Below are 26,277 nucleotides of genomic sequence, written 5' to 3'. Positions count from 1 at the left end.
ATTACCGATAAACTTTTTGTGTCATAGCCTTTATTCCTTTGAGTATTTGGATGCTATTTATCGGTGTCTCTGAATTTAAAAAAACATTAAAAAATAGAAGTACTGTTGAAGAAGATGCAAACAAGCTTAAATAAGAAAACACAAAAATATTCCTTTTTACTCTTTCTTACTAGTCATTCTTCACAAAGTGATGGTCTCTCTAAGTTTTAATCTTTGTAAAAGTAAAGACTTGTATCAGTCATTAAATTTTGTATACATTTAGACTTGTTAGGCCTACATAAGTACCATTTTGTCAAAAAGAGTCTAATAATGGCCAAATGAGAGAGTGCTCTTAAGAAAAAAGTATTATAACATAGACGTCCTATTCCATCACACTTGTCCTATCAAAAAAACACAACCCATTTGATGAGTTGTGCTTCTATTTTTTATGCGTACATCTGTCCCTCCTCCTCTTTCCGGAAGAAACTTGCCATAGCATTGAACACATCGGCTTTTTGTCTTAGTAAGTAGTAGCGGAATCTTTCATCTTGAATATTTTTGTAGGCAGACATGAGCGTACTGTGTCGATTGTATTGGTTAACTTCCCCATAGCCAAACATATTGGATACTTCCATCAGCTCTTCTACTAGCTTGACACATCGAGCATTATCGGACGTTAAATTGTCTCCGTCTGAAAAATGGAAGGGATAAATATTAAATCTGCCTGGATCATACTTATCATTAATCAATTCTAATGCTTTGCGATAAACAGAAGAACAAATCGTGCCACCGCTTTCTCCTTTAGAAAAGAAATCTTCTTCCGACACAACTTTTGCTTCCGTGTGATGGGCAATAAATTCTATTTCTACTGTTTCATATTTGGTGCGAAGAAATCTCGTCATCCAGAAGAAAAAGCTTCTTGCCATATACTTTTCCCATAACCCCATCGAGCCGCTCGTATCCATCATCGCAAGGACAACTGCTTTGGACTCTGGTTTTTGTACTTCGTTCCACGTCTTGAATTTTAAATCCTCGGGATAAATCGGGTGAAATGCTGGTTTCCCAGACATGGCATTGCGCTTAAATGCTGAGATCATTGTTTTTTTCTTATCAATATTACCCATTAAGCCTACTTTTCTAATATCATTAAATTCAATATTTTCCACAACAATTTGATCTTGTTCTTTTCGTTTTAAATTCGGTAATTCTAATTGCTTAAATAGAGCTTCTTCTAATTCCATTAAAGAGACCTCTGCTTCAAAATAATCTTCTCCTGCTTGATCTCCTGCTCCTTGCCCTTTTCCTGGGCCTTTTTGATTTCCAGAACCATCGCGTGCGACCACATCGCCAACTTGACTGTCTCCATTCCCTTGCCCAATATGTTTGTTTTTATCGTAATTATATCGAATCTTGTATTCATCTAATGAACGAATCGGAATTTTTACAACTTCTCGCCCATTTGACATGACGATGTTTTCTTCTGTAATTAAATCAGGGAGGTTATTTTTAATGGCCTCCTGCACCTTTTCCTGATGTCGCTGTTGATCATCGTGGCCTTTGCGATGGAGGGACCAATTTTCTTGGGATATTACAAACTGATGTTTATTTTGCTTTTCGGTCATTTTACCCCTCCTAAAAATTTTTTCTACGTTTTGTGCACATATGAAGTCCTTTGCGCATACACTAATTTGGGTATCACTCTATCTGAATAAAGTGATTACTCTATCATATGCAGTTGTCTTAAATAATTTACTAATAATTTCGATAATTTTACTTTTTTTAGAAAAAGCTTTAGATATGCTCCAATTATTCACTTTTCTTTATCTTTAGGCGAAAAGAGGAACAGACGTCTTTTAGCCTGTTCCTCCTTGACCAATTTAATTAACGATTTAATAAGCTTCCTACATAACGCAGCAACTCATTTGCTGAAGTGGAATTATAGCCGTGTTCATCGATAAGGCGTGCAACCACTTCATTTACTTTCTTCAATTGCTGTTCATCTGGTGTCTTAGTAGATGTAGTAATTTTTACAACATCTTTCAGATCTGCGAATAACTTCTTCTGGATAGCTTCCCGTAAGCGATCATGAGAGTTATAATCAAATCTTTTTCCTTTTCTTGCATAGGCAGAAATGCGAATCAAGATTTCTTCACGGAAAGATTTCTTTGCATTTTCGGAAATACCAATTTGCTCTTCAATCGAACGCATTAGTTTTTCATCTGGATTGATCGGCTCGCCCGTTAATGGGTCACGAAGCTTATTTTTATTGCAATAGGCTTCTACATTATCTAAATAGTTATCCATTAACGTTTTCGCTGACTCTTCATACGAATAAACAAATGCCTTTTGTACTTCTTTCTTCGCAATTTCATCATATTCCTTCCGTGCTAAGGAAATGCAATTTAAATACTTTTCTTTTAATTCATTCGTAATAGAAGAATGCTGATCCAAGCCTTCTTTTATAGATAAAAGCACATCTAATGCATTGATGCTTGTGACATCTTTGCGAATAATGGTAGAAGAAATCCGATTAATCACATAACGGGGATCAATGCCACTCATTCCTTCATCGCCATATTCATTTTGCAGTTCCTTCAAATCAGCCGAACTGAAGCCTTCTACACTTTCGCCATCATATAGACGCATTTTTTTCACTAAATCAATATCACCTTTTTTCGGCTCCTTTAATCTAGTTAAAATCGTAAAGATAGCGGCTATCTTTAAAGTGTGTGGGGCAATATGAACATCGGCAACATCACTTTCGCGAATCATTTTCTCATAGATTCTTTCCTCTTCTGATGCTTTTAAATTATATGGAACTGGCATGACAATAATCCGGGAATGCAGTGCTTCATTCTTTTTATTGGAAATAAAGGAGCGATATTCCGTTTCATTTGTATGGGCCACAATCAACTCATCAGCAGAAATGAGAGCAAACCTTCCCGCTTTAAAGTTTCCTTCTTGTGTTAAGGATAATAAATGCCATAAGAATTTCTCATCGCATTTTAACATCTCCTGGAACTCCATCATCCCTCGGTTTGCCTTATTCAGCTCTCCATCGAAGCGATAGGCTCTTGGATCTGATTCAGATCCATATTCAGCAATTGTCGAGAAATCAATACTTCCCGTTAAGTCAGCAATATCTTGGGACTTCGGATCAGATGGACTAAAGGTTCCTATTCCAGTTCGCTTATCTTCTGAGAAAAATACTCTTTCGACGATTACATCTTCGATTTTTCCATTATATTCTTCCTGAAGTCTCATCATATTAAGTGGTGATAAGTTTCCTTCAATGCGGATTCCATATTCATCATAAAAATCTTTTCTTAGACTATGTGGGATCATATGAAGTGGATCTTCATGCATTGGGCAGCCTTTAATCGCATATACCGCTCCACGATCCGTGTACGTATATGCTTCTAAGCCTCTTTTTAACATGGTTACCAATGTCGATTTCCCACCGCTGACTGGACCCATTAGTAATAGAATACGTTTCCTTACATCTAAACGCTTAGCAGCTGGATGGAAATATTCCTCTACTAATCTTTCTAACGGCTCTTCTAAACCAAAGAGCTGATCAGAGAAAAATTTATATTGTTTTTTTCCATTTACTTCATCAATACCTGCATCTTTAATCATGTTATAAACCCTTGAATGCGCGGATTGACCAACCCATGGCTTTTCCTTCAATATTTCTAGGTACTCTTCAAATGTCCCTTCCCACTTCAACAACTCTTCTTCTTGTCTATGCATCTCGATTTTCTTTAATATACTCATATGGACCTCCCCTGTCACTTTATCAGAGACGATTAATATAATCTATGCACCAGCGAATACGAACATGCTTAAAAGAGGGAATAGTTTTTTTAGTGAAGCGAACTAATTGGAGGAAAAACCTTTTCTTTCGTAGGGGGACCGCTATCTTATAATCACTAATTTCTTACGCTCTTGTATTAGAAGTTAAAACCATCAAAAAAGAAAAATTGACTTGTAAAAATATACCTTTATAATTAGCACTAGGTACTAATACTAACTAATAATAAAATATGAGGTGGATCAAATGGTCGGAGCGAGAATAACAGCTATCGGTACTTATGTACCTAAACGAAGATTAACTAATTTAGAACTTGAGCTAATGGTTGATACAAATAATGAATGGATTATTCAAAGGACTGGAATAGAAGAACGCCGAATAGCTCGTTCTGATGAATTCACTAGCGATTTATGTATCTCTGCTGTTAAAGATTTAATGCAAAGGTACAATAAAAAAGTTAATGATGTAGATATGATTATTGTAGCAACAAGTACACCTGATTTTCCATTTCCCTCTGTAGCAAGCATTATACAGAATAAATTAGAAATATCCAATACAGGTACCATTGATTTAAGTGCAGCTTGCGCAGGATTTGTTTATGCCTTACACACCGCACACGGATATATCGCATCCGGACTACACAAAAAGATACTTGTTATAGGTGCGGATACATTATCAAAGATTACGGATTACAACGATAGAAGTACCTGTATATTATTTGGAGATGGTGCAGGAGCTGTTTTAGTGGAAAGAGACGAGAAAACAAGCAGTTTCATTGGATTTCATTTAGGAAGTGATGGAAGCGGAGCACAATTTGTATATCGTCCTGGCTTGACAAAAAAAGTAAATGATATTGAATTAATAGATACAGAGTATCTTGTTCAAAATGGTAGAGAAGTTTTTCGATGGGTTGTTAGGAATGTGCCAAACAATGTTAAGAAAATTTTAGATAAAACACATATCAGTATGGATAAAATAAATTGGTTTATACCTCATAGTGCTAATTTAAGGCTAATCGAACCTATTTGTGATAAATTGGGGTATCCGATGGAAAAAACTTTATATAGCTTAACCAAATTTGGCAATACTTCTGCTGCTTCCATCCCTTTAGCACTTGACCTAGGTATTCGAGAAGGAAAAGTAATGAACGGGGACAAAGTACTAATGTACGGCTTTGGTTCAGGTTTGGTTCATGCTGGAGAACTTTTAGAAATAAATTTTGACGAAGCTAATAATGAAACAAGTACGTTATAAAGAACATCTTAATGCCACTATTTATTAAAAGTTCATTAATCATTTTTAAAGCGAGAAAAATGACGTGTCAAATTCACACGTCATTTCTGTCATTTTATCGATTTGCATCTTAAAACGAAACCCTTCAGTATTCCTCGACACTGTTTTTTTACTTATTTCAAATCAAACTTCTTCTGCTGCACAAATTCCTTCATATACATACGTGATTTTTGCTCAAAATTAGCAGCCATTTGCGCAGTCCATGTATCCGATCTTGCTCCATTTGTTCTTTCCTGATAATAAGCTTTGATTTCTTCATTATATTCCTGTAGACCTTTTTTATATTGTGCTTCATCTTGCTCATATTGATCTTCATGATAAATATGATGAAAAGGAGCTCTAGGCTTTTTCTCTGTTTGTTGGTCTGGATGACCTACTACTAAAGCAAATAACGGCAGAACATAATCAGGCGTTTTCAATAGCTGACTTACTTCCACTAAATTATTGCGAATACCACCTATATAACAAATACCAAGTCCTAATGATTCTGCAGCAATGGCCATATTTTGCGAAGCAAGCGCAGCATCAATAAGGCTTACCATAAACTTTTCCGTGCTTTCAATGGAGTCCTGAGCGGCTTCCTTCTTTCCTTCCATTTCAGCAGCAACTGTATGACGATATAAATCAGCACAGAAAATAAATAAATGACCATTATTCTCTACGTATTGCTGATTTCCGGCTAGGACTGCTAGTTTTTTCTTTTTCTCCTTATCCTTTACCCCAATAATACTATATGCTTGTACAAAGCTAGAGGTAGAAGCACTTTGCGCAGCTTCAACAAGGAGACGAATTTGCTCTTGTGTTAACTCCTCATCTGTAAATTTTCTAACAGAATGATGATTGAGTATGGTTTCGATTGTTTGATTCATGAGATCTTCTCCTTTGTTTTTTCTTATTGTCTCCCAAAATTACTGATAGTAACTATAATATAATATACCAATAATCTTTTAGACCAAAAGAATTAGCTTGCTAAACTAGCTGCTTTTTTCACTGTATTTCAAAAAAATAAACAAGTATACGTAGAATCTTCGTATACTTGTTTCGATTTATCCAGTTTTCTGGTTTCATTTTATTTTAAATGAGCGAAGTTTTGCTGTCTTAAAGCCTCATAAATAAGGACAGCTGCTGTATTCGAAAGGTTGTAGGAAAGAATATTGTCCGTCATTGGAATTCGTAACGTTTTATTTACATTATTCTGAATGACTTCTTCAGGGAGACCTGTTGTTTCACTTCCGAAAATAAAATAATGCTCTTTATTTATCGCACTGTAATCGAAGGAGTCATATGGAGTTTCCCCTGCCTTCGTCACATAGTAAAAAGCTCCACCTTCATTTTTATCGTAAAATTCCTCTAAAGAGTCATAATAATAAATCTTAACAAACTCCCAATAATCTAAGCCGGCTCTCTTTAACGCTTTATCCTCCATAGAAAATCCAAATGGTCGAATTAAATGAAGCACCGTGTCTGTTCCCGCACATGTTCTGGCTATATTGCCTGTATTGGAAGGAATTTGTGGTTGGTATAAAACAATATGTATTGCCAAGTTTGTCACCTCTAACTATTACTTTCCGTTCCATTATACACTTTGTGAAAAGGAAATGCGAAAGAGATAAATCTCTTTTTTATCCATCAATAATCGTAAAAAATTTGTATTTAATATTCGGTGTATAAGCTGTCGAATCTTCATATTTCCAGTAACGCATGCGACTATTATACGTATGCGCATTTACTAATGGCTCGCCATTCGCATCTTTTCCCGTAACAATTGTTGTATGATTATATTTCCCATCACCTTCAAAATCATAGCAAATGACATCTCCAAGCTTTAACTCCATGGCACTATCCACCCGCTTTGCCCGCAAGCCAGCAGTAGAGGTTTCCAAGTATCTTGGGAACGCATTTGCTACGGCCCAGCTATAACTCCAATTATTATTTTGCATCCACCAGCCTTTATTTCGATTAGGATAGCCTCTCATTGGTGCCCCGCCTTCATGGACACACTGAGATATATAATTGGTGCAATCTACTTCAAATTGATGGTATTTCGGATTATAGCTATTCCACCATTTTTCTGCATATTGAACAGCCTTTAAACGATCATACTTATAGCGGCTTTCTCTTTCTTTCGTTTCTCGCCATTCTTCCGCTAATGGCACCTCTCGATAGTCTTCTGGATAAGCTGGGAGAACCTCTGTATCTTCAATTATTACCCCCTTGTAAACAACAGCTTTTCTATTTTCCACCTCTTCTTCAATCAAAAAAAGCTCGCCTTGCTTGATAAAATATTGAAGATGAACAGAATACACTAATTCTTCTGTCTCATCCGCCTTTTTTTCCATATCTTCAATTTTCCCTTTTGCCTTTACATGAACAATTTCAGCCTTTCTTTTATACATGCTATTTCTTTTTCTCTCTAATTTTTCATCCACTATTGCTTCCCTATCCTTTGTAACGCATTGCTGAATCCTTTTCTCGATTAACTCCATTAATTGTTGTCTCATTCCATCTACTCCCTTCATTAATAACTATGTTAAAGCGGAGTAGAAGTATACAAAAAAAGAAGGCATTGCTAGCCTTCTTTTTTCTTCTCGTATTAATTTGTTAAAATGATAAAGAGTATTTTTCTAATGAACGCCTGTTTTCTGCTTGCTCTGTGGATTTTTAGCGTTCATCCAACTGCTGAACACCACTTTTTCTCTTGCTCCACGAGATTTCGGCTTTCATTCGACTTATGAACACCACTTTTCCCCTTGCTCCACGGGATTTCAGCTTTCATTCGACTTATGAACACCACTTTTCCTCTTCCTCCACGGGATTTCGGCTTTCATCCGACTGATGAACACCACTTTTTCTCTTGCTCCACGGGATTTCGGCTTTCATCCAACTGATGAACACCACTTTTTCTCTTCCTCCACGGGATTTCGGCGTTCATTCGACTGCTGAACACCACTTTTTCTCTTCCTCCACGGGATTTCGGCTTTCATTCGACTTATGAACACCACTTTTCCTCTTCCTCCACGGGATTTCGGCTTTCATCCAACTGATGAACACCACTTTTTCTCTTCCTCCACGAGATTTCGGCTTTCATCCAACTGCTGAAAACCACTTTTTCTCTTCCTCCACGGGATTTCGGCTTTCATCCAACTGCTGAACACCACTTTTCCTCTTGCTCCACGGGATTTCGGCTTTCATCCAACTGATGAACACCACTTTTTCTCTTGCTCCACGAGATTTCGGCTTTCATTCGACTTATGAACACCACTTTTCCCCTTGCTCCACGGGATTTCAGCTTTCATTCGACTTATGAACACCACTTTTCCTCTTCCTCCACGGGATTTCGGCTTTCATCCGACTGATGAACACCACTTTTTCTCTTGCTCCACGGGATTTCGGCTTTCATCCAACTGATGAACACCACTTTTTCTCTTCCTCCACGGGATTTCGGCGTTCATTCGACTGCTGAACACCACTTTTTCTCTTCCTCCACGGGATTTCGGCTTTCATTCGACTTATGAACACCACTTTTCCTCTTCCTCCACGGGATTTCGGCTTTCATCCAACTGATGAACACCACTTTTTCTCTTCCTCCACGAGATTTCGGCTTTCATCCAACTGCTGAAAACCACTTTTTCTCTTCCTCCACGGGATTTCGGCTTTCATCCAACTGCTGAACACCACTTTTCCTCTTGCTCCACGGGATTTCGGCTTTCATCCGACTTATGAACGCCTCTTTTCCTCTTCCTCCACGGGATTTCGGCTTTCATCCGACTTATGAACGCCTCTTTTCCTCTTCCTCCGAAAAATTTCAGCATTCATTCCTATTAATTATTTTGCTAACCGCTGTAATGCATCGTCCATTTCTTTTAATACTTCATGATCAGATTCTTGTTGTTTGGCTGATTCTAGGGCTGTCTTTGATTCATCGCCGCCGATTTTCCCAAGTGCCCAAGCGGCTGTTCCTCTTATTACTGGTCTTGGATCTTTGTTCATGACTGTAATTAAATCACCGATTGCACCTTCTTCTTTAAAATGGGCAAGTGCAATAATCGCATTACGCTGGATCGGCTTCTTCCCACGCCATGAACCAGAAATATGACCATATTTTTCTTTAAATTCTTTATTACTGATAAAAAGAAGTGGTTGAAGCAATGGTTTTGCGATTTCAGGGTCTGGTTCCATTTCTGGATGATTATGAAAATCAATGCCCTTATTTTTTGGACAAACCGTTTGACATGTATCACAGCCATAAATTCGATTTCCAAGCTTTTCTCTGAATTCTTCCGCTAAAAAGCCCTTTGTCTGTGTTTGAAATGCTATACATCTTTGTGCATTTAATTGTCCACCTTGAACAAGGGCACCTGTTGGACATACATCAATGCATTTATTACAAGTTCCACATTGATCCTCCATCGGTGTATCAGGCTCGATTGGAAGATTGGTAATCATCTCGCCTAAATAAACATACGAACCAAATTCAGGAGTAATGATTGCACAGTTTTTTCCAGACCAACCAATTCCCGCTCGCTGGGCAACTGCACGATCCACCAATTCCCCGGTATCAACCATTGACTTACACAAAGCATCTGGAATTCGTTCTTTTATATAATCTTCAAGCTTTTGCAAGCGATCTTTTAAAACAACATGGTAATCTGTTCCCCAGGAAGCACGACAAAAAATCCCTCTGCGCTCCCCTTTTTTGCTAACTACTCTTTCCTTCATTTTAGAAGGATAAGCTAATGCAATTGAAATAATGGACTTTGGCTGATGTAATAGAAGGGAGGGATTTACCCGCTTCTCAATATCCTTCTCTTCAAAACCAGATTGATAGTTTAACTCCTGCTGGGTTATTAGTCGTACTTTCATTTCTTCAAAGGTGCTCGCACTCGTAAAGCCTATTTTATCGATCCCGATCGTTTTACTATATGCAATGATATCTTTCTTGAATTCACGGTAATCCATAGGGCCCCCTCCTTCCTTTTCATTGGTTTTTTATAAAGATTACGCTAAAATATAGAATAACATAGACAACTATTATATTGGAGGTGTATATATTGGATATTTCAATCGCAAAAGAGATTAAAGAACGGATACCCAATTTTAAGATTGGCTTCATTCATTATCAAGGCATGCAAGTAATGGACACCCCGCAAATGATTAAAGGGCGGATGCGACTTTTTCAAGAGTCTATTTTTTTTGATTTAGAAGATAGTAATGTAACGGATATCCCTTCTATAAAAGAATGGCGGGAAATCTTTAAAAAGACAGGCAAAGATCCAAATCGTTATCGTCATTCAGCCGAAAGCCTGCTGAGACGCATCAAAAAACAGAATTACTTAGAACCAATTAATAGTAGTATTGATATTAATAACTTCTTTTCCCTTCAATATGGTATTCCGATCGGTATTTATGATTGTGCCAATCTTCAAGGAAAAATAAACATACGTATCGGAAAAGAAAGCGAACAATACGCTGGTCTTAACGGAAGAATAAATTCGATTGAAAATTTGATTGTATCAGAAGATGAACTTGGTCCATTTGGAAGCCCCTTTGTCGATTCAGACAGAGCCCCTGTCCAATCATCTACGAAAAATGCCATTCAAATCATTTATCTCCCACCCTCTATTGCAAATGAAAAAGCCAAACAAATGGTAGAATCTCTACTTAAAATGTTTCTACAAGTTCATGGAGGAGAAGCCACATTTTCCATTGTGGAATAATATAGTTGGGAGAAGCGTTTTTTATAAAACGCCTCTTCCAACTATTTTCTTCGTAAAATATAAAAAACGCAATGCTTCGTTCTTAATGAAACGAAACACTGCGTTGTGAGTTATGTATGGAGCGGGTGATGGGAATCGAACCCACGACATCAGCTTGGAAGGCTGAGGTTTTACCATTAAACTACACCCGCATTTATTAAGTTTTCTTTACTGTTTTTTAACATGTCCTTAACACGTTTTTTATTATATAACCATCATGTAAAAAATGCAACCTTTTTTTCGACAAATTTTTTATTATTTCTTTCCGTTTCTATTTCTTGCACCAATCTACTGCATATAGTTTTCATTGGTTAAGGGAATCTACCTATCTTTTCAAACCTTCAAGCTAGCCTCCTAGATCGTCTCTGTCTATGGGGCCATCCAATTCGTTTCTATGATATATCATAGCAGATTCCCTTGCCAAATCTTCTACATCAACATTCTATTCAACATCGAGATAATTATTAATACTTTTTTATTCCTTTACAATTCTTTTACTTTTAATTGATAGGGATGACAATAGACCAGTTTACTTTTTAAAAGTAAATCCGGCCTTTTAATTTAGAATATTTCATTTAGGAAAAATGGATTTCCCCTCTTTCCATGCAAAGCCTGCAATTCCTACTAACAGTACTCCCATAATGAGTACATAAGTCGTTACAGCCCCCGCTACCCCGAAAGACTGAGATAAATAGCCAAGACCAATAACTGGCAGGCTCACACCAAGATAAGTAATGACAAAGAAAGTAGATACAATATTTCCTTTCGTTTTACTTGGAGCTACTTCATTAACTAGTGCCAGACTTCCTGCATAAGCTGGTCCATTTCCTCCACCAATCAATACAGCAGAAATCAACAGTAAGGTCAGTGATTTCGTATCAATCGTAATAACTAGAAAGATAAGACCCAATGCAAGAAACACATATCCAATTGTCATTAATTTCATTAGTGATAATTGTTTTAATAAAATTTGATTAAAAGCAGCAGCGATTAATCCAAGTGCTACAACTACGCCTGATATTGTTAAACTAGTTACCGTTGTAAAGCTAGACAGATTAGACGGAATTAACGACATAAACATACTAATAATCGACCATGCTACAAAAGAAGTAAATGATGCTAGTAAGAATGGTTTCATAATCTCTTTTGGAACAAATGGCTTCTTCAATTGAACAGGCTTTAAACCAGGTTTAATATTTTCATTTAAGAAAAATAGGAAGATAAAGCATGGAATGATAAATAATAAATGTACATAATAGGATAATCTCAATGGGATTGGAGCAAAATCACCAAGTAATCCGGAGAGAATTGGGCCGAATGCATTCCCAAGCGTAACAGCAAGAGCACATATTAACGCAGTCTTTTTTGTATTTTTATTCTCATCAAGCTCCGTTAAAGCAGCTACTGCTACCCCATTTAAAATACCAACAGATAATCCTTGGAATAAGCGACCAATAAGCAGCATTCCCAGACCATTCGCTACGGTGAAGCAAAGAGTTCCTATAAGGGAAAAGAAAATTCCCGGGATAAGTACTTTCTTTTTTCCAATCTGGTCGGATAATTGCCCCGCAATCACAATTGCTGGAATAACCGTAAAAGCATAAATAGCAAATACAAGGGTAATCATTCCCGATGTAAGTCCCCATTCTACACGGTAAAGCGAATACAGGGAGGCAGGAATATTCGTACCGAATAATGTTAAGAACAAGCTAAAGGCAACTAGCCAGTAAGATACTTTTTTGCTTAGTGTTTTTTGCTCTCTTAGGGTTTGAATAGTATTTGTACGTTGAAGCAGTCGTTGCTGAAAAGCCGATTGATGAATAGCATCTGCATCCACCTCTACAACATCCATTAATCCCTGTAATCCTAGGATAAGGTTTTGTACTTGCTTCTCTTCTGCCGAACTAGAAATTTGTATTCTAGTCGTTGCTTCTCGTTTATATTTTTTCGTTTTGATATCTTCAATATTAACATGATGCGTTCCAAATAAGCTGGATATACGAGCCAGAACTCCCGGCTGATCGTTTACAAGCATCGAAATGCGATATGCTGAAGTCATGAGCTCTTCACTCCCTTGTTAGTTTCCATCTTCTATTTTATGATTGAATAAATATAAAGTCTATACATTTGTAAGAAAATATAACATGAATTCTTCGACAAATTATTCCAAGCTGATATTACGCGTTTTATTCTATTTTCCAATACATAGCTCAGTCTTAATTAACAGTATTTTCAGAAAAATGTTGCATATTTTATGAATATTTTTAATTTAGTCTATTTGGGAATATAATAAGATCGTTAACTTTTCAGTAGAAATGTGAACAAATTTCGAATATATATTATTATTGTGATTTTTTTCACATAATTTTATTGACCTCTTAAGGAATCAACATGATAATAATAGGGTAAGAAACATTATTACAGTGAAAACAAAGAAAACCTTTTTTCAGGAGGATTAGGAATATGGAAGGCGCATCTCTTTATGAAGTAGAAAAATTAGCCTTAAAAAAATTTAAAATTTATAAACGCAGTAAGTTTCGCTTTTTTATGCGTGCCGTTGTCGCCAGTATGTTTATTGGATTTGGAGTAATTGTTGCATTTAAGACAGGGAACTTCTTCTATGCAGTAGAATCTCCTTTTGCGTATCCTATGGCAGCATTAGTATTCGGTGCAGCTATTATTCTTATCGCTTATGGTGGCGGAGATTTATTTACAGGAAACACCTTTTACTATACTTATGCTGCACTAAGAAAAAAAATCAAGTGGACCGATGTCTTTAAAGTTTGGGGAACTAGCTATGCAGGAAATATAGTCGGAGCAATTTTCTTTGCTGTTTTCATCTTACTAACAGGGCTATTTAAGTCACCTAGTGTCAATGACTTTTTGCTTCACGCTGCAGAAACTAAATTGCAAGCACCCATAAGTGAACTTTTCTTTCGAGGAATTTTATGTAACTGGCTTGTGTGTTTAGCATTCTTTATCCCAATGGCTTTAAAGGAAGATATCGCTAAAATAACGGTAATGATTTTATTCGTTTTCTGCTTTTTTATCTCAGGTTATGAACACAGCATTGCCAATATGGCAACATTCTCTATTTCTTATGTACTAGATCAGAATCCAGCTGTCACTATCCCAGCCATTATTCGCAACTTAGTGCCCGTAACAATAGGGAATTTAATTGGCGGGGTTGGTTTTATGGGGGTTATGTATTATTACGTTAATAAGCCTTTTATGGAAGACGACGAAAAATAAACATTTTTATTAAAAAGAGCCGATTCTCCTTGGAATATCAGAGTGTGAAATCGGTTTTTTATTATTTTTTGGATCAGTTCCCTTTTTTCCTTCGCTATAAGAGAATATATTAAAGGCTAATTTTGCGGATATCAGCCAAACTTCTTCCCTTATCAGCCAAACTTCTTCCCTTATCAGCCAAACTCCTTCCCTTATCAGCCAAACTCCTTCCCTTATCAGCCAAACTCCTTCCCTTATCAGCCAAACTCCTTCCCTTATCAGCCAAACTCCTTCCCTTATCAGCCAAACTCCTTCCCTTATCAGCCAAACCACCAACATCACAAAAACAAAAAGAAAGCGATGATTGAACATCGCTTTCCACACAAATCAATTAACTAATGGGACAAAATCAATCCATCCTCATTCGTCTTTTCTGGTTTCTCTGCTACTATTTCAATTAAAACTTTATGGGGCAAACAAATAATTGTTTGGCCCGGTATGCCTTTCCATCCCATTTTGACGCCAATTTGGTCTGGACTATTATCTTCTTTAATTCTGATTTGTTCATTTTCCACTTCGATTAAATTATATTGTTTTCCTTTTCCTTTTATCATAAATTGTTCATTTTCCGTATGACCTGTTAGTTCTACTTCACGAATGACTTTCCCGTCCTGTGTAATAACGGCCATGACTTTATTCCCTTCTTCTTCCTTCCCTTGGTTCATCGCAAATACGGCCATTGGGACAAATGAAATGATTAAGAGGAGAACAACCATAATAATATCAAAAGGCTTAATCATCTTGGAGTATTTTCTCATCGAAAACGTCCCTCTCTGTGTTAGCTAGTTTACACTTTTATTATAAAGGGTTAGATAGTAGAAACATATGGATAGCGTCAAATCGTCGATAAATTGCCATATGTTCGGACGGGCTTGATAAAAAAGTGAAAAGCAATCGGTCGTCTTCCATCGATGGCTTTTTCGAACTATTAAGGTTTAAGGACAACTTTGATTACTTCATCTTGGTGATCATTGAACATTTGATACGCATTGCTCGCATCATCTAATGCAATGCGATGGGTAATAATCTCCGTTGGATCAATTTTGCCTGTAGTAATCCAATCAAATAACATAGGCATATAGTGTATTACTGGTGCTTGTCCTGTTTTCACAGTAATATTTCGTTCAAAAATATTTCCTAATGGGAACATATTATATTTAGATCCATAAACACCTGTTAAATGCATGGTACCAAACTTGCGCACAGCATTCATGCCAATTTCGATAGCACTGATTGTTCCGCCCTGAATCTTCAACTTTTGACCTATTGCTTCCATAGGCGATTTCTTTCCGTCCATTCCTACACAATCGATTACGACATCTGCTCCACCTGAAGTCAGTTCCTTTATATAGTTGCCTGTATCTCCATGATTATCAAAATTGACAATTTCTACTTGGTTCATTTTTTGAGCGTGGTTTAAGCGATATGGAATATTATCAACTGCTATAACGCGCTTCGCACCCTTCATCCAAGCAAATTTTTGAGTCATTAATCCAACAGGTCCACAACCTAAAACGACGACCGTATCACCATCTTTTACGCCTGAATTTTCGACACTCCAATATGCCGTTGGAAGGACGTCGGACATAAATAACAAGGCTTCATCCTCTAATTCACAGGACTCCGGGATAACAAAAGGGACAAAATTCCCGTATGGAACTCTTAACAATTCGGCTTGTCCACCTTGATAATCCCCATACCGTTCTGTAAAGCCAAAATATGCTCCCGTATCTGCAATATCCTTATTGGGATTAGCATTATCACATTGACTTTCCATATCGTGCTCACAATAGTAACAATGTCCGCAAGCAATGTTAAATGGCAGTACCACACGATCTCCTTTTTTTACTCTTGTTACTTCAGGTCCTACTTCTTCAACAATTCCCATTGGTTCATGTCCTATAACATAGTCTTTTTCAGCTGGTAACGCTCCTTGATAAATATGTAAATCAGATCCGCAAATAGCCGTAGATGTAATACGAACGACGATATCATCCTTTTTTTGAAGCTTCGCATTTGCCACTTCCTTTACTTGTACATCCTTCGTTCCTTGAAATGTAACAGCCTTCATCTGCAAACTCCTCCTGTTTTAGTTGATTGTTTATCTATACCATTTCCAGAAGAAGCTACAAACATCCAAATATTTCCGCGATTTACTGTAGGATTAGATTCCTAGTGCGGTTAATTTTAGGAATAACCACCGATTAAAAGACTAGATTTGGAGTAACGATGACGGTTAGGATCAAAATAGAAAAATCTACTACTTCACTTGATATAGCTACACATCCCAAGGATTTCTAATGTTGAAAGGAATTGCGGAAAGTGATTAATCCTTTTTTAAGGAGTCTTTAAAAGGATGTAAGCCTTAGACAGAAAACCAAAGAAACGTGTGGAGGAAGAGACGGATTAGTAACCTTAAAATTGCAGTTGTGGTAGCTCAAAACCGTAATTGCAGGTTATATCTCAAGGCCGAGTGCGAGCGGAGGAAATAAATGCGGTTATAGGGAATGATAATGAACCGGCTTCTTTGCTATGCACTAATACTACATACTATCAGAAATTCGCTCTGATAAAGACATTGAAACACGAGCCTATTAATCTTAGAAAAGAAGGATATGTTCAAAAAGGTATCCACCACCTGAATAATGTAAACCAACTATCAAAAACGGTTAAATGATTGGATGGAAAGGTTTCAAGGGATGGCGACTAAATATCTGGACAACTACCTTTATTGGTTTAGCTTTCTTCAACAAAACAAGAAAATTGAAGAGAAGGAACGGATTAATCAAATGTTTCTCAGTGCTTGCCAGAACTCAAACACAATCACTGTAAATCTTTTTGCGGGAGGTATAAAAAAATAAAACGCCATATTTCCTAATCAGTTTTTTAATATGTTTTGGACTTTAATTTTAGGCCAAATAGCCTTCCAATTCTTTTTGATAATTCGCTCCTCGTAAATTGCAGCAAGTTCTTTTGTTTCGATAAAATAGGGAGTCGGTTTCAGTTCTAAATTAATGACATCATCAATTCCACAAGGAGAAGTAAGAACCAGTTTATTATCCTTGTCTATCTTTACTCCGATGGCAGTTGCAGTTTCTGGAAACTTTGAAATAGCATCTTCCGAAGAAGAATAAGGAGGAAGATTATTAATGACGTGCATTCTTGCTTCATTTTTAACAGACCAAGGTATATTAGGCATTATGCTTTTCAACTTATTCTCTAATTCCTTTTCAAAATTCTCATCAATTTTTGTGTTATCAAAATAAATAACATCTACGTCTGGCGTCTCAGTTCTTTCAATAAACCCGTGCAATGTGTCCCAGATTTTTGAACGTACAAATCCTGCACATATCCACCAATCAGGCAATTTCAAGGAACCCGCAACCTTTATAATCTCCATCATTTTTTCATCGCTTTGGATTAGCTTTATTACATCTTCTCTATTCTTTAACATTTTAAAGTTATCCCCCTTCTACACAACCGAACATACATCCCTATTCTAACACAACAAAGCGCGAAGGAATATTATTCCAAAAGATTTCCAAACACACTCCCCTTAATATCTAAAAGCAACAAGTTTACAAAAAGACCATATAAAAAAACGTGACCGAAAAAAGTGTCAAAAACTCGAATAGAGAGTCTTTGACACTTTTCATTTTCATTATTCTAAAACCTGCCAGACCGAAAAATCGAGTAAATAAGCCATGCAACCATCAACATGGCAATGGAAAAGCCAATTTCAATGATTGGAAATTTCCAGAGAACGGTTTGTACTCCGCTAAGTGCGACACCAATAATGAGACCGACCATCACGATACTTAATGCCAGCAGCACTATACTAAACGCGATTTGATTACTGAATCGATCAATCTTTTTGATTAACAAATCCAACTGTGGGGAGGTAAACTCTACCTGCACCTTTCCCTTGCGAAGAATTCCCATTAACTGTTTAGCGGTAATCGGAATATCTTTCAGAGAAGCAAAATATTCTGGTATTTCATCTACTATATTTTTCACTATTTTCCATGGCTTTAGCTTATCAAGAAATAGCTTTCTTCCAAATGGCTCCGCCACATCAAATACACTAAAAGTAGGATCTAGTGCAACGACAACTCCCTCCATCGTCATGAGCGACTTTCCTAAAAGGGTTAATTCGGAAGGAATTCTTATATTATGACGAAAGGCAATAATAAATAAATCATTAATTGCTTCACCCACACTTACGTCTTTCAGCGGAATATCATAATATTTATCGCGCAGTTCTTCCACATCAGCTGTTAATTTTTTTATATCAACATTTTCGGGAATCATGCCCAAATCAGAAATCGCGCGGATGATTCCTTTCGTGCTTTTATTACGAAGAGCAACAACGAAGGAAGCAAAACTCTTTTTCGTATAAGAAGAAAGCTGGCCTACCATCCCAAAATCTAATAAAACGATGCGCCCATCCTGTAGTGCAAGTACATTTCCTGGATGAGGATCTGCATGAAAATGACCAACCTCTAGAATTTGATAGAAAATCGTATAGGCTAATCTTTCGGCAAGCAGTTCGCGATCAATTCCAGCTTCATCTAATCGCTTATGGTCAGATAGCTTTATTCCCTCTATATAATCCATCGTCAATACCTTTTTTGTGGAATAATTCCAGTAAACTGACGGGATGACAACATATCCTATCGATTTATTCTGCTCTAGAAAACGCTCCATATTTCTTGCTTCGATTCCATAGTCTAATTCAACCAGCAGACCTTTTGCTAGTTCATCAACAATTTCGCGAAGCCCATACTGCTTTGCCCAACCCCATGTATTCTCCGCAATTCGGGCCAAATCGGCGATAATTTCTAAATCTGTTTCGATGATAGCATGAATATTAGGACGTTGTATTTTGACAGCAACTTGTGTCCCGTCTTTAAGGATTGCTTTATGCACTTGCCCAATGGATGCTGCCGCCAAAGGAGTTTCAGAAAAATGTTTGAACAGATGATCGACAGAATCACCTAATTCTTCTTCTAAAATCTGAACGGCTTCTCCATAGGTAAAGGGAGGTACTTGATCTTGCAGTTCTTTTAATTCATTAATTATTTCTGGTGGGATTAAGTCAGGACGAGTACTGGCAATTTGCCCAAGTTTAATAAAGGTAGTTCCAAGTTCTTCGAGTATTAAGCGGATGCGTCTTCCAGTGCTTTTAGGAGGATGTTCTTTATGAAAGAAAAACTTCTCCTCCAATCCGATCTTATTGGAAAAAAAGCCTATTCCGTTACGAGCGAGAATAGACGTTATTTTGCGATATCTTTTCATCTGTCTAATACGTTTACTTACACCCATTTACAAACCTACTTTATTCGTCGAGATTTTTTCTTTCTAATGCCTCTATTCTTTTTTCTAATTTCTTTACATCCTCTAAAGTAGCCAGCTTTAATTCCCCATAAGCAGCATTTACCTTTTCTTTTGCCACTGCTTCAAGCTGACCTTTCATTTCCTCTCCCTTTTGAATCAAATGATTGATTAAATCTTTTGATTCATTTTTGCTTACCTCTCCTTTTTTCACCAACTCTTCAACTGTTTTTTCTACTTGTTCTTTACCTGCAATCGCTAAACCTAAACCTAAGGAAAGTGCTTTTTCAATCGTTGTTCTCATCCTCAAAAAACCTCCTTATATTTTTCTAGCATGCTTCATTTTCCCATTGACTACTTTTCTATTTGTCATTAAAGTAATCCAAATATGATTCAAAGTCAAATCATTCGAGTGTAATTTCTTTCTTTGTACCAACATACTTATGATATGCTTAATAATGTAAATAATGGTGACTTTTTCATAAGGAGGTGTCAAAATTATGGAGAATAAAAGAAGTCTGTATATCGAATTAGTATGGGGTTCCATCGGCATGCTGATTATCTCTCTGGTTATTGCCAATGCCCTCTTGTCCTCCGAGCACTCCTTTTCTGTACCTACTCTTATTCTAGGATTTGCTCTCATAAACGGTTATATCTTTTTCCTAGAAAAAAGAGCGGGACTCAGCCAAAAAGTAATCTGGACACAATCATTGATTCTTGTTTGCATTATTATTATTTACATCGTTAGCAACTCTTCATAAAGTGATCTTAAAATGAACTTCTTAAAACTTTTCACTCCCATTTTTCTTTATTTCCCTGTATGATAGGAAAGTCGCATTATTTCTTTACTTTTTTTGTCATAGAATAGGTGCATTTTACTTAACTACTATATACTGTGGATTTCTTCCAAATTAGCTAGTTAACGAGAAATAAAGAACGGAGTAATATAGATGAGTACATCCATACATTTCATTTCCCAATTCGGCTACATTGCCATTTTTGCGCTTTTTGCATTAAGCGGGTTAGGTATTCCTGTTCCAGATGAAGCATTGCTAACCTTTGTAGGCTATCTTTCTTCCATTTCCATAATGAATTTTCTTACTGCAGATATCATTTGCTTTATTGGTGCCCTTAGTGCCATGGTCATCAATTACGCACTAGGCAAGAAAATTGGCAAACCATTTCTGCTTACACACGGAAAGTGGATCAAGCTTACCCCTAGCAAATTAGAACGCGTGGAAAATTGGTTTGATAAATATGGCCCTTGGACAATAGTCATTGCTAATTTCATCCCAGGTGTCAGAAGATTAACTTCTTATTTTTCAGGCATTTCTGGCATGAATTTATCAAAATACATGTTATTTGCCGCAATCGGTTCTTTTCTTTGGTGCTTACTTTTTAATATTATTGGTTACTATATGGGAGTGCTTCCATTTTAAATGGGAAGCACTCCTTTTTTTGAAGAGTATAAATGTCAACACAAATACTGTTCCTTCTAGCTTTCTAATTGATTATTTCATCCTAAATAATCAATTGTGGTGGCGTAGATCTAGCTCGACTACATAAGCTAAAGTAAAGTGAAAGGAGGGCTTTCATCCTCTAAATGAATACCACATTTCCATTGAGTAGTAACAAAAAAGGTGTTCACCATTTATGAAGATTGCCCTAAGATATTTGTATAACTTGCTAAAACCTTTAGCCAGTAATTGAAAAGCTTCCTTCCTGAGAGAGAAGGAAAAGTAGATTCTCTATTTCCTTGCATCATTTCTTTAGGAGCAATCGCAAATTGAATACCATTATTTTATTTACTCCAATTCCTTATAATAGTTGATTTTCTCCTCAATCTTATGAAGATTATTTTGTAAGTCTTTTATTTGTTCCTGGATACTTTTTTGATGATCTTCTAATAACTTCCGACGTAAACTTATCGTAGAATCCCCTTTACTCCGCAGATCAGAAAACTTTTTCATCTCAGACACTGGCATCCCTGTTACTTTTAAACGAATTAGGAAGTTTATCCAAGAAATATCTGACTTAGTATATTGGCGATAACCATTTACATCCCGTTTTACATTGTTAAGCAGACCAATTTTTTCGTAATAACGTAAGGTGTGTACGGATAGCTCCGTCATATTTGATATATTTCGAATTGTAAAATATTTTTTATCCATAAATTTAATTATAGCATAAAAAAAGCCTTGCTTTAGAGTGCAGTCTAAAGTGTAAATTATTTTATGTTATTGATTTTAAACACTAAGGAGGATAATCAAATGTCAAATGACCGTTATCAAAGAGGTTGGGAAAAACTAATGGAAATAGACGGAGAAGGCGGAGAGCGAGTTATAAATTCTCTAAAAGATATTGCTCCCGACCTCGGTAAATATGTTGTTGAATTCGCTTTTGGAGAAATTTATACTCGAGAGGGATTAAATTTAAAACAACGTCAACTTATAACCATTGCGTCACTTGCTACTCAAGGAGGGTGTGAACCACAACTTAACATCCATATTAATGCTGCACTGAATGTGGGACTCACCCCTATAGAAGTGATCGAGGCCATTACTCATTGTGTTCCTTATACAGGTTTTCCAAAAGTTCTTAATGCTATTTTTGTTGCTAAACAAATTTTTAAAGAACGTAATTTGCAGATAAAAAACTAATATTTTTCAAGATGAGTTTCAATTCCTCGAAAAATATTAATTGTGTAGTAACTTTATATCCCTATTTTTTTTATTATATTTACCTATCACAATAGCGGCAAACGAGTAGGGAGCAGCATTGCCGTGACGACCATGGTTCCTTTTAATTCCGTGTCATCACGGATATCTTTGCCTTTGACTAATGGTTTTCATAACCCAACCGTCCAAAGCAGACTTTCACCTCCTGCTAGTGAACATGCCAGGCACACTACGAAAACAGCTACCATTAGGTAACTGTTTTCTGTTTTCTAATGCAAGAGACTAAATTTAGCTCATATTGATCCAAATAAGTTCTTATTATCTTACAAAAAAATTTAAATATTGCGGTTTTTTTCTCCCCATTCACATAACTGTTCTAAAATAGGCAATATCGATTCTGCTTTATGTGTTAGACTGTATTCCACTTTAGGAGGAATTTGAGGATATTCCTTTCGTATAACCATCCCATCTGCTTCCAAATCTTTAAGCTGTGAACTTAATGTTTTAAAGGTAATTGTTCCTATTCTTCTTTTCATATCATTAAAGCGAACAGGTTGACTTTCTGAAAGGAGATAAAGAATTAGCATTTTCCATTTACCTCCAATAACTGACAGTGTATATCCAAAAGGTGTCTCTTGGATATTACCCTTTTCTTTATAATCAGCCATACTCATATTGACACTTTCCTTTCTGATAGTAGCTATCTAAATAGTGCGTACTATTTTTTTCTTTATATTCATTTTATACTTTACCTTAATTCGAGATAAAGGAGAGAAAAAAATGACTACTATTAAAACCTACAATCACAACCTATGGGACCACGGTATTACCCAAGGATATAGTGTCAACGGTACTATCTACATTTCAGGTCAATTTTCGCACGATAAGGATGGTATGTTCGTTGGCAAGGATAATATTGAGGCACAAACTCGCCAAACATTAGAAAACCTCGATCAAGTTTTGAATGAATTTGGTATCACGAAGTCCAACCTCGCTTATGTGGAAATCTTTCTAACAAACCCGCAGGAGCACACTGAGCCAGTCATCAGTCTGTTCAAAGAATACCTGGAAAAACACAGACCAGCCGGCAGCCTCATCGGCGTGACTTATCTGGCGTTTCCGGAGCAGTTGATTGAAGTCAAGGCTGTCGCACACTCTGATTAAGTAAGATATTATTTCAAAGTAATTAATGTACCTGACCTATACCCCTGTAATAATATTGATTTAAATATCATTACAGGGGTATAGGAATATTAAATTTCCTATTAGTTATGTCACTAACCCTTCCACTTTAGTTGTGAAATACCAAAATCTATTTGATTTAAGAAAAATCCTTAAATTAATGATATACGTTTTTATACTTTTCTTTTTAACCATGTTCCTTCGGCTAATTTTTCATCGATAAAATCCAAAACAGTCTGTAATTGAGCCATCTGATTTTTTACTTTTTCTTTTTGCTGAAGCATACCTGCTATCATTTCAGGAGTCATCTTACTTGTTTCCGCAATATCAAGATATAATTTCACTTCTTCTAAACTAAGATTTGCCTTTTTCATACAAGTGATCATTTGAAGCCTATCGATATCAGCTTGTGTAAAGACCCGATGCTTATTCGGCAGCCGTTTAATGTTTGGGAGCAAACCAACTTTTTCATAATATCTGATTGTATCAATGCTTAGTCTAGTAAGAGCACTTGCCTTCTTAATGGTATACATTCGTTCGTCCTCCTTCTTATAAAGTCATTATAAGATATGAAGTTAACTCCAGGTCAAGGAGAATTCTTTTTATTGACATGGAGTTAACTCCATGTTCTATACTTCCTTCATTCACCAATAGGAGGTAATAAAATGATTATATCAGAAAGAAAAATAGCTCTTGTTACGGGGGCGAACAGCGGAATAGGACTTGAGCTGACTAAGAAATTAATTGAGAATGGATGGGAAATTGCAGCTTTAATTCGCTCTGAATTTCCCAAAGAAGAACAAATGCTACAGCAAAAAATCCAGACAGGAGAAATCCGTGTTTATCATGCTGATATAGCTGATTTTAAGCAATTAAAGTCTGCTTTGAAGCTAATAAAAGAGGAAGAAACAAAGCTTGATGCTCTCTTCAATAATGCTGGAGGCAGTTTTTCGAAGCTCATCTTTTCCCCACAAGGGCGTGAGCTACATTACGAAATTCAGACTGTTGTTCCCTTTATCATTACGATGGAACTACTTGATCTTTTAAAAAAAGGAAAGCCTTCTATTGTTATACAAACTAGTTCAGATGCATTTCATTTTAAAAAATCTTTCGTACCAGAGGAATTGGCAAACCCGCCCAAATTTCAGAAATTGATTGGTCCCTATGCATCGACGAAGCTGGCAATCACTTTGTGGACATATGCTTTTGCGCAAGAATTAAAGCGAGAGGGTGTCACAATTGTCAGTATAGATCCAGGCAATAACAATACAATGCGCAAAGGAAGAAATGGAGGCCTGCCACTTATTATACAGCCATTCATCCGTTTATTTGGCCCACATCCTAGTGTAGGGGCAGATCGGTTGTTTGCTGGATTAGAAAAATCCCCGCATGACGCTGGGCTTTATTTTAGAAAAGGAAAGCCTGCAGAATTCAAATTTAAACAGCATGCTGGCCAAGTTTTACTACAAGTGCAATCTGTATATGAAAAGGAATATTTGCCACTTTGAAGAAAAGAAGGAGGCTGCCAAAACTATCTTGACAGCCTTTTTTCCTGCAACTGCTTTAGACAATATTCCCATTTTTCAGTAGAGCTTTGTATAATTTTTCTTGACACTTATTTTGATAAGAATGCTTATGAAGTTTACTACTTTTGAATTTCCCAATACATTGTCGGACATCCTTATCATGAATTATAAGCCCACGATACTCTTCAACATTAAGGTAATTTTGGAACCATTGATGTTTTTTTAGATGTTTTACATTTCTGCATACATCTTCTTCATCGACCTTAAAAAAAGGTATATAAACAGCAAAATTTAACAATTCGAGTAAAATTCCCAATGCTTTCCCTCCCTAATAATTTGTTTATAAATTGTACGCTTATATGGAATAAGAAGTTTCACCTTATGCAATTTTCAGCTGTCCTAATTCTCATTCTTCCAACCGATACTTGGCCAATACGTAGGTAAATCTGCACAACCTATGCTAATTTTGACCTACACCACGGACTAAATTCAATTCCAATACTTGAAGTACCACCATCATGTATGATCAATCCGTAGTCATGATCCTTTTCATTGAATAAAATTAATTTATCTGGACAGTCAAAGGGATTTTTATGAATATCACACTTGAATGTTGCATGATAATCATCTCCCTACAGCAATGCATTTTCCTCTTTCTCATCTCCTTGTAAACCATTAAACACCTGCACTAAATGCTATCAGGCAAATGATGTTTGTACATTTCTAATGCATCATTATGACCCTTTAACACATTTATTGTTTTGGTATTTGGCTGAACATAAATAACGGGATAGTCCTTTTCATCCATTTTTTCATTAACTGTAAAAGCTAACTTTTCTTCCTCTAAGGAAAATTGTGCATCAATGCCAGCTTTGTTTCCACGAGCATCTAATCGTATCCATTTATTTAGAGATTTTAAATAAACGGCATTTAAAGCATGTAGACAATATCCTTTTTCAGGAGAGTCAAACAACATCAATCGCTGATAACAGAAACCTGTTGGAATATGCTGAGAACGTAATAAAGCTGCTAATAGATTAGCTTTTGCATAACAAATTCCTTCTTTGTACTTCAAAACATCGGATGCCTTACAAGTCACTCGTTTGCCTTGAATATCCCAAGAGTGAGATATTTCATCACGGACGAATTCAAAGGCTACTTTAGTTTTTTCGATTTCTGTTTGAGCTGAATTAAAAAGCTCCTTTCTTTGTTCTTTAATAATTGGATTAGAATAATTAACTTTCTTTTGTTCAGATAAGTAATCTGTTAATTGGCCGGACTCACAAATCAATTTCATTAGCTCCATCCCCTTAATTACGTATAAAAATTTGTTTATATGTATTATTATACACACGATTCAAAACAGAGTTAAAGATGTATTATAAAATCAAAACATTATTATGCTAATTGGAGAAAAAAAAGAC

The 26,277-nt window shown here is 36.3% G+C and carries 27 protein-coding genes, 1 tRNA gene and 1 pseudogene; 9 read left to right on the top strand and 20 right to left on the bottom strand.

From position 1 onward, the window contains the following. Positions 1 to 425 precede the first annotated feature (425 nt). Positions 426 to 1,601: a sporulation protein YhbH gene (yhbH, locus tag NST77_RS01435; RefSeq protein WP_047942843.1), complete on the bottom strand. Its 1,176-nt coding sequence runs from the start codon at positions 1,599 to 1,601 to the stop codon at positions 426 to 428. Between the two features lie 259 nt (positions 1,602 to 1,860). Beyond that, positions 1,861 to 3,756 carry a PrkA family serine protein kinase gene (locus NST77_RS01430; RefSeq protein WP_047942845.1) on the bottom strand — a complete coding sequence of 632 codons (1,896 nt, stop codon included), beginning with the start codon at positions 3,754 to 3,756 and terminating at the stop codon, positions 1,861 to 1,863. 283 nt (positions 3,757 to 4,039) lie between these two features. Here NST77_RS01430 and NST77_RS01425 point away from each other — a divergent pair, with 283 nt between their 5' ends. Next, positions 4,040 to 5,047: a ketoacyl-ACP synthase III gene (locus NST77_RS01425; protein ID WP_163188041.1), complete on the top strand. Its 1,008-nt coding sequence runs from the start codon at positions 4,040 to 4,042 to the stop codon at positions 5,045 to 5,047. Positions 5,048 to 5,199: 152 nt separating this feature from the next. Here NST77_RS01425 and nfsA read toward each other — a convergent pair whose 3' ends face one another. The 4 genes from nfsA to queG all read right to left on the bottom strand — a co-directional run bounded on the left by nfsA (position 5,200) and on the right by queG (position 10,045). Further along, positions 5,200 to 5,955 carry an oxygen-insensitive NADPH nitroreductase gene (gene nfsA / locus NST77_RS01420; protein ID WP_123259020.1) on the bottom strand — a complete coding sequence of 252 codons (756 nt, stop codon included), beginning with the start codon at positions 5,953 to 5,955 and terminating at the stop codon, positions 5,200 to 5,202. A 200-nt stretch (positions 5,956 to 6,155) separates the two neighbouring features. Beyond that, complete coding sequence (gene trmL, locus NST77_RS01415; protein WP_163188428.1) at positions 6,156 to 6,629, bottom strand: tRNA (uridine(34)/cytosine(34)/5-carboxymethylaminomethyluridine(34)-2'-O)-methyltransferase TrmL; 474 nt, start codon at positions 6,627 to 6,629, stop codon at positions 6,156 to 6,158. Positions 6,630 to 6,708: 79 nt separating this feature from the next. Then, positions 6,709 to 7,587: an amidase domain-containing protein gene (locus NST77_RS01410; RefSeq protein ID WP_095330240.1), complete on the bottom strand. Its 879-nt coding sequence runs from the start codon at positions 7,585 to 7,587 to the stop codon at positions 6,709 to 6,711. A gap of 1,324 nt (positions 7,588 to 8,911) precedes the next feature. After that, positions 8,912 to 10,045: a tRNA epoxyqueuosine(34) reductase QueG gene (queG, locus tag NST77_RS01405; RefSeq protein WP_095330244.1), complete on the bottom strand. Its 1,134-nt coding sequence runs from the start codon at positions 10,043 to 10,045 to the stop codon at positions 8,912 to 8,914. A 92-nt stretch (positions 10,046 to 10,137) separates the two neighbouring features. On the opposite strand from queG, the gene NST77_RS01400 reads away from it, so the two are divergent. Next, entirely contained in the window at positions 10,138 to 10,803 is a 666-nt protein-coding gene (locus NST77_RS01400; protein ID WP_095330245.1) for a B3/B4 domain-containing protein, read from the top strand. A 117-nt stretch (positions 10,804 to 10,920) separates the two neighbouring features. Here the strand turns inward: NST77_RS01400 and NST77_RS01395 are convergent. Together NST77_RS01395 and NST77_RS01390 are read right to left on the bottom strand one after the other, a co-directional pair. Further along, positions 10,921 to 10,994 (bottom strand) — tRNA-Gly (locus NST77_RS01395). 419 nt (positions 10,995 to 11,413) lie between these two features. Beyond that, entirely contained in the window at positions 11,414 to 12,901 is a 1,488-nt protein-coding gene (locus tag NST77_RS01390) for an MFS transporter (RefSeq protein WP_341122678.1), read from the bottom strand. A gap of 404 nt (positions 12,902 to 13,305) precedes the next feature. On the opposite strand from NST77_RS01390, the gene NST77_RS01385 reads away from it, so the two are divergent. Beyond that, a complete protein-coding gene (locus NST77_RS01385) occupies positions 13,306 to 14,094 on the top strand; it encodes a formate/nitrite transporter family protein (RefSeq protein ID WP_341122677.1) in 789 nt (262 codons plus the stop codon). A 9-nt stretch (positions 14,095 to 14,103) separates the two neighbouring features. On the opposite strand, the gene NST77_RS01380 is transcribed toward NST77_RS01385, so the two are convergent. The 3 genes from NST77_RS01380 to NST77_RS01370 all read right to left on the bottom strand — a co-directional run bounded on the left by NST77_RS01380 (position 14,104) and on the right by NST77_RS01370 (position 16,204). Beyond that, the gene (locus NST77_RS01380) at positions 14,104 to 14,412 is read right to left on the bottom strand and encodes a hypothetical protein (RefSeq protein WP_341122675.1); all 309 of its coding nucleotides are present in this window, start codon (positions 14,410 to 14,412) and stop codon (positions 14,104 to 14,106) included. A 56-nt stretch (positions 14,413 to 14,468) separates the two neighbouring features. After that, positions 14,469 to 14,891, bottom strand: a complete 423-nt coding sequence (locus NST77_RS01375) for a NusG domain II-containing protein (RefSeq protein WP_095330248.1) — start codon at positions 14,889 to 14,891, stop codon at positions 14,469 to 14,471. Between the two features lie 170 nt (positions 14,892 to 15,061). Next, positions 15,062 to 16,204 (bottom strand): zinc-dependent alcohol dehydrogenase, encoded by a 1,143-nt coding sequence (locus tag NST77_RS01370; protein WP_095330249.1) that lies wholly within the window; start codon positions 16,202 to 16,204, stop codon positions 15,062 to 15,064. A gap of 220 nt (positions 16,205 to 16,424) precedes the next feature. On the opposite strand from NST77_RS01370, the pseudogene NST77_RS01365 reads away from it, so the two are divergent. Continuing rightward, positions 16,425 to 16,986: pseudogene (locus tag NST77_RS01365) on the top strand (IS1595 family transposase); the annotation flags it as partial. 25 nt (positions 16,987 to 17,011) lie between these two features. Here NST77_RS01365 and NST77_RS01360 read toward each other — a convergent pair. The 3 genes from NST77_RS01360 to NST77_RS01350 all read right to left on the bottom strand — a co-directional run bounded on the left by NST77_RS01360 (position 17,012) and on the right by NST77_RS01350 (position 19,771). Beyond that, positions 17,012 to 17,587 carry a nucleotidyltransferase family protein gene (locus NST77_RS01360; RefSeq protein ID WP_095330250.1) on the bottom strand — a complete coding sequence of 192 codons (576 nt, stop codon included), beginning with the start codon at positions 17,585 to 17,587 and terminating at the stop codon, positions 17,012 to 17,014. 212 nt (positions 17,588 to 17,799) lie between these two features. Beyond that, entirely contained in the window at positions 17,800 to 19,458 is a 1,659-nt protein-coding gene (locus NST77_RS01355) for an ABC1 kinase family protein (protein WP_095330251.1), read from the bottom strand. Between the two features lie 13 nt (positions 19,459 to 19,471). Next, positions 19,472 to 19,771, bottom strand: coding sequence for a phasin family protein (locus NST77_RS01350; protein ID WP_047942858.1), 300 nt, complete (start codon positions 19,769 to 19,771; stop codon positions 19,472 to 19,474). 196 nt (positions 19,772 to 19,967) lie between these two features. Between NST77_RS01350 and NST77_RS01345 the strand changes: the two genes are divergently transcribed. Further along, entirely contained in the window at positions 19,968 to 20,228 is a 261-nt protein-coding gene (locus NST77_RS01345; RefSeq protein ID WP_095258679.1) for a hypothetical protein, read from the top strand. Positions 20,229 to 20,417: 189 nt separating this feature from the next. Then, positions 20,418 to 20,906: a DedA family protein gene (locus NST77_RS01340; RefSeq protein ID WP_095330252.1), complete on the top strand. Its 489-nt coding sequence runs from the start codon at positions 20,418 to 20,420 to the stop codon at positions 20,904 to 20,906. 366 nt (positions 20,907 to 21,272) lie between these two features. On the opposite strand, the gene NST77_RS01335 is transcribed toward NST77_RS01340, so the two are convergent. Next, positions 21,273 to 21,638, bottom strand: a complete 366-nt coding sequence (locus tag NST77_RS01335; protein ID WP_095330253.1) for a MerR family transcriptional regulator — start codon at positions 21,636 to 21,638, stop codon at positions 21,273 to 21,275. 99 nt (positions 21,639 to 21,737) lie between these two features. On the opposite strand from NST77_RS01335, the gene NST77_RS01330 reads away from it, so the two are divergent. Continuing rightward, complete coding sequence (locus NST77_RS01330) at positions 21,738 to 22,127, top strand: carboxymuconolactone decarboxylase family protein (RefSeq protein ID WP_123259015.1); 390 nt, start codon at positions 21,738 to 21,740, stop codon at positions 22,125 to 22,127. Between the two features lie 353 nt (positions 22,128 to 22,480). Here NST77_RS01330 and NST77_RS01325 read toward each other — a convergent pair whose 3' ends face one another. Beyond that, the gene (locus tag NST77_RS01325) at positions 22,481 to 22,819 is read right to left on the bottom strand and encodes a winged helix-turn-helix transcriptional regulator (protein WP_095330255.1); all 339 of its coding nucleotides are present in this window, start codon (positions 22,817 to 22,819) and stop codon (positions 22,481 to 22,483) included. A 106-nt stretch (positions 22,820 to 22,925) separates the two neighbouring features. Between NST77_RS01325 and NST77_RS01320 the strand changes: the two genes are divergently transcribed. Next, complete coding sequence (locus tag NST77_RS01320) at positions 22,926 to 23,309, top strand: Rid family hydrolase (protein WP_163188420.1); 384 nt, start codon at positions 22,926 to 22,928, stop codon at positions 23,307 to 23,309. Positions 23,310 to 23,500: 191 nt separating this feature from the next. Here NST77_RS01320 and NST77_RS01315 read toward each other — a convergent pair whose 3' ends face one another. Continuing rightward, on the bottom strand, positions 23,501 to 23,860 hold the full coding sequence (locus tag NST77_RS01315) for a MerR family transcriptional regulator (RefSeq protein ID WP_163188419.1): 360 nt from the start codon (positions 23,858 to 23,860) through the stop codon (positions 23,501 to 23,503). A gap of 132 nt (positions 23,861 to 23,992) precedes the next feature. On the opposite strand from NST77_RS01315, the gene NST77_RS01310 reads away from it, so the two are divergent. Further along, positions 23,993 to 24,835, top strand: coding sequence for an SDR family NAD(P)-dependent oxidoreductase (locus NST77_RS01310; protein ID WP_123259014.1), 843 nt, complete (start codon positions 23,993 to 23,995; stop codon positions 24,833 to 24,835). Between the two features lie 55 nt (positions 24,836 to 24,890). On the opposite strand, the gene NST77_RS01305 is transcribed toward NST77_RS01310, so the two are convergent. From NST77_RS01305 to NST77_RS01300, 3 genes are all read right to left on the bottom strand, one after another. After that, positions 24,891 to 25,169: a hypothetical protein gene (locus NST77_RS01305; RefSeq protein WP_163188418.1), complete on the bottom strand. Its 279-nt coding sequence runs from the start codon at positions 25,167 to 25,169 to the stop codon at positions 24,891 to 24,893. A 139-nt stretch (positions 25,170 to 25,308) separates the two neighbouring features. Further along, positions 25,309 to 25,416, bottom strand: a complete 108-nt coding sequence (locus NST77_RS25935; protein WP_420915972.1) for a DUF6980 family protein — start codon at positions 25,414 to 25,416, stop codon at positions 25,309 to 25,311. Positions 25,417 to 25,541: 125 nt separating this feature from the next. Beyond that, positions 25,542 to 26,150: a transglutaminase-like domain-containing protein gene (locus NST77_RS01300; protein WP_095330259.1), complete on the bottom strand. Its 609-nt coding sequence runs from the start codon at positions 26,148 to 26,150 to the stop codon at positions 25,542 to 25,544. Between the last annotated feature and the right edge of the window lie 127 nt (positions 26,151 to 26,277).

This window comes from Niallia sp. FSL W8-0177, from assembly GCF_038006285.1.
In the GTDB taxonomy this organism is placed as follows: domain Bacteria; phylum Bacillota; class Bacilli; order Bacillales; family Cytobacillaceae; genus Niallia; species Niallia circulans_A.
Note: the sequence above shows the minus strand (reverse complement) of the source record. Positions and strands in the feature narration are given on the sequence as shown.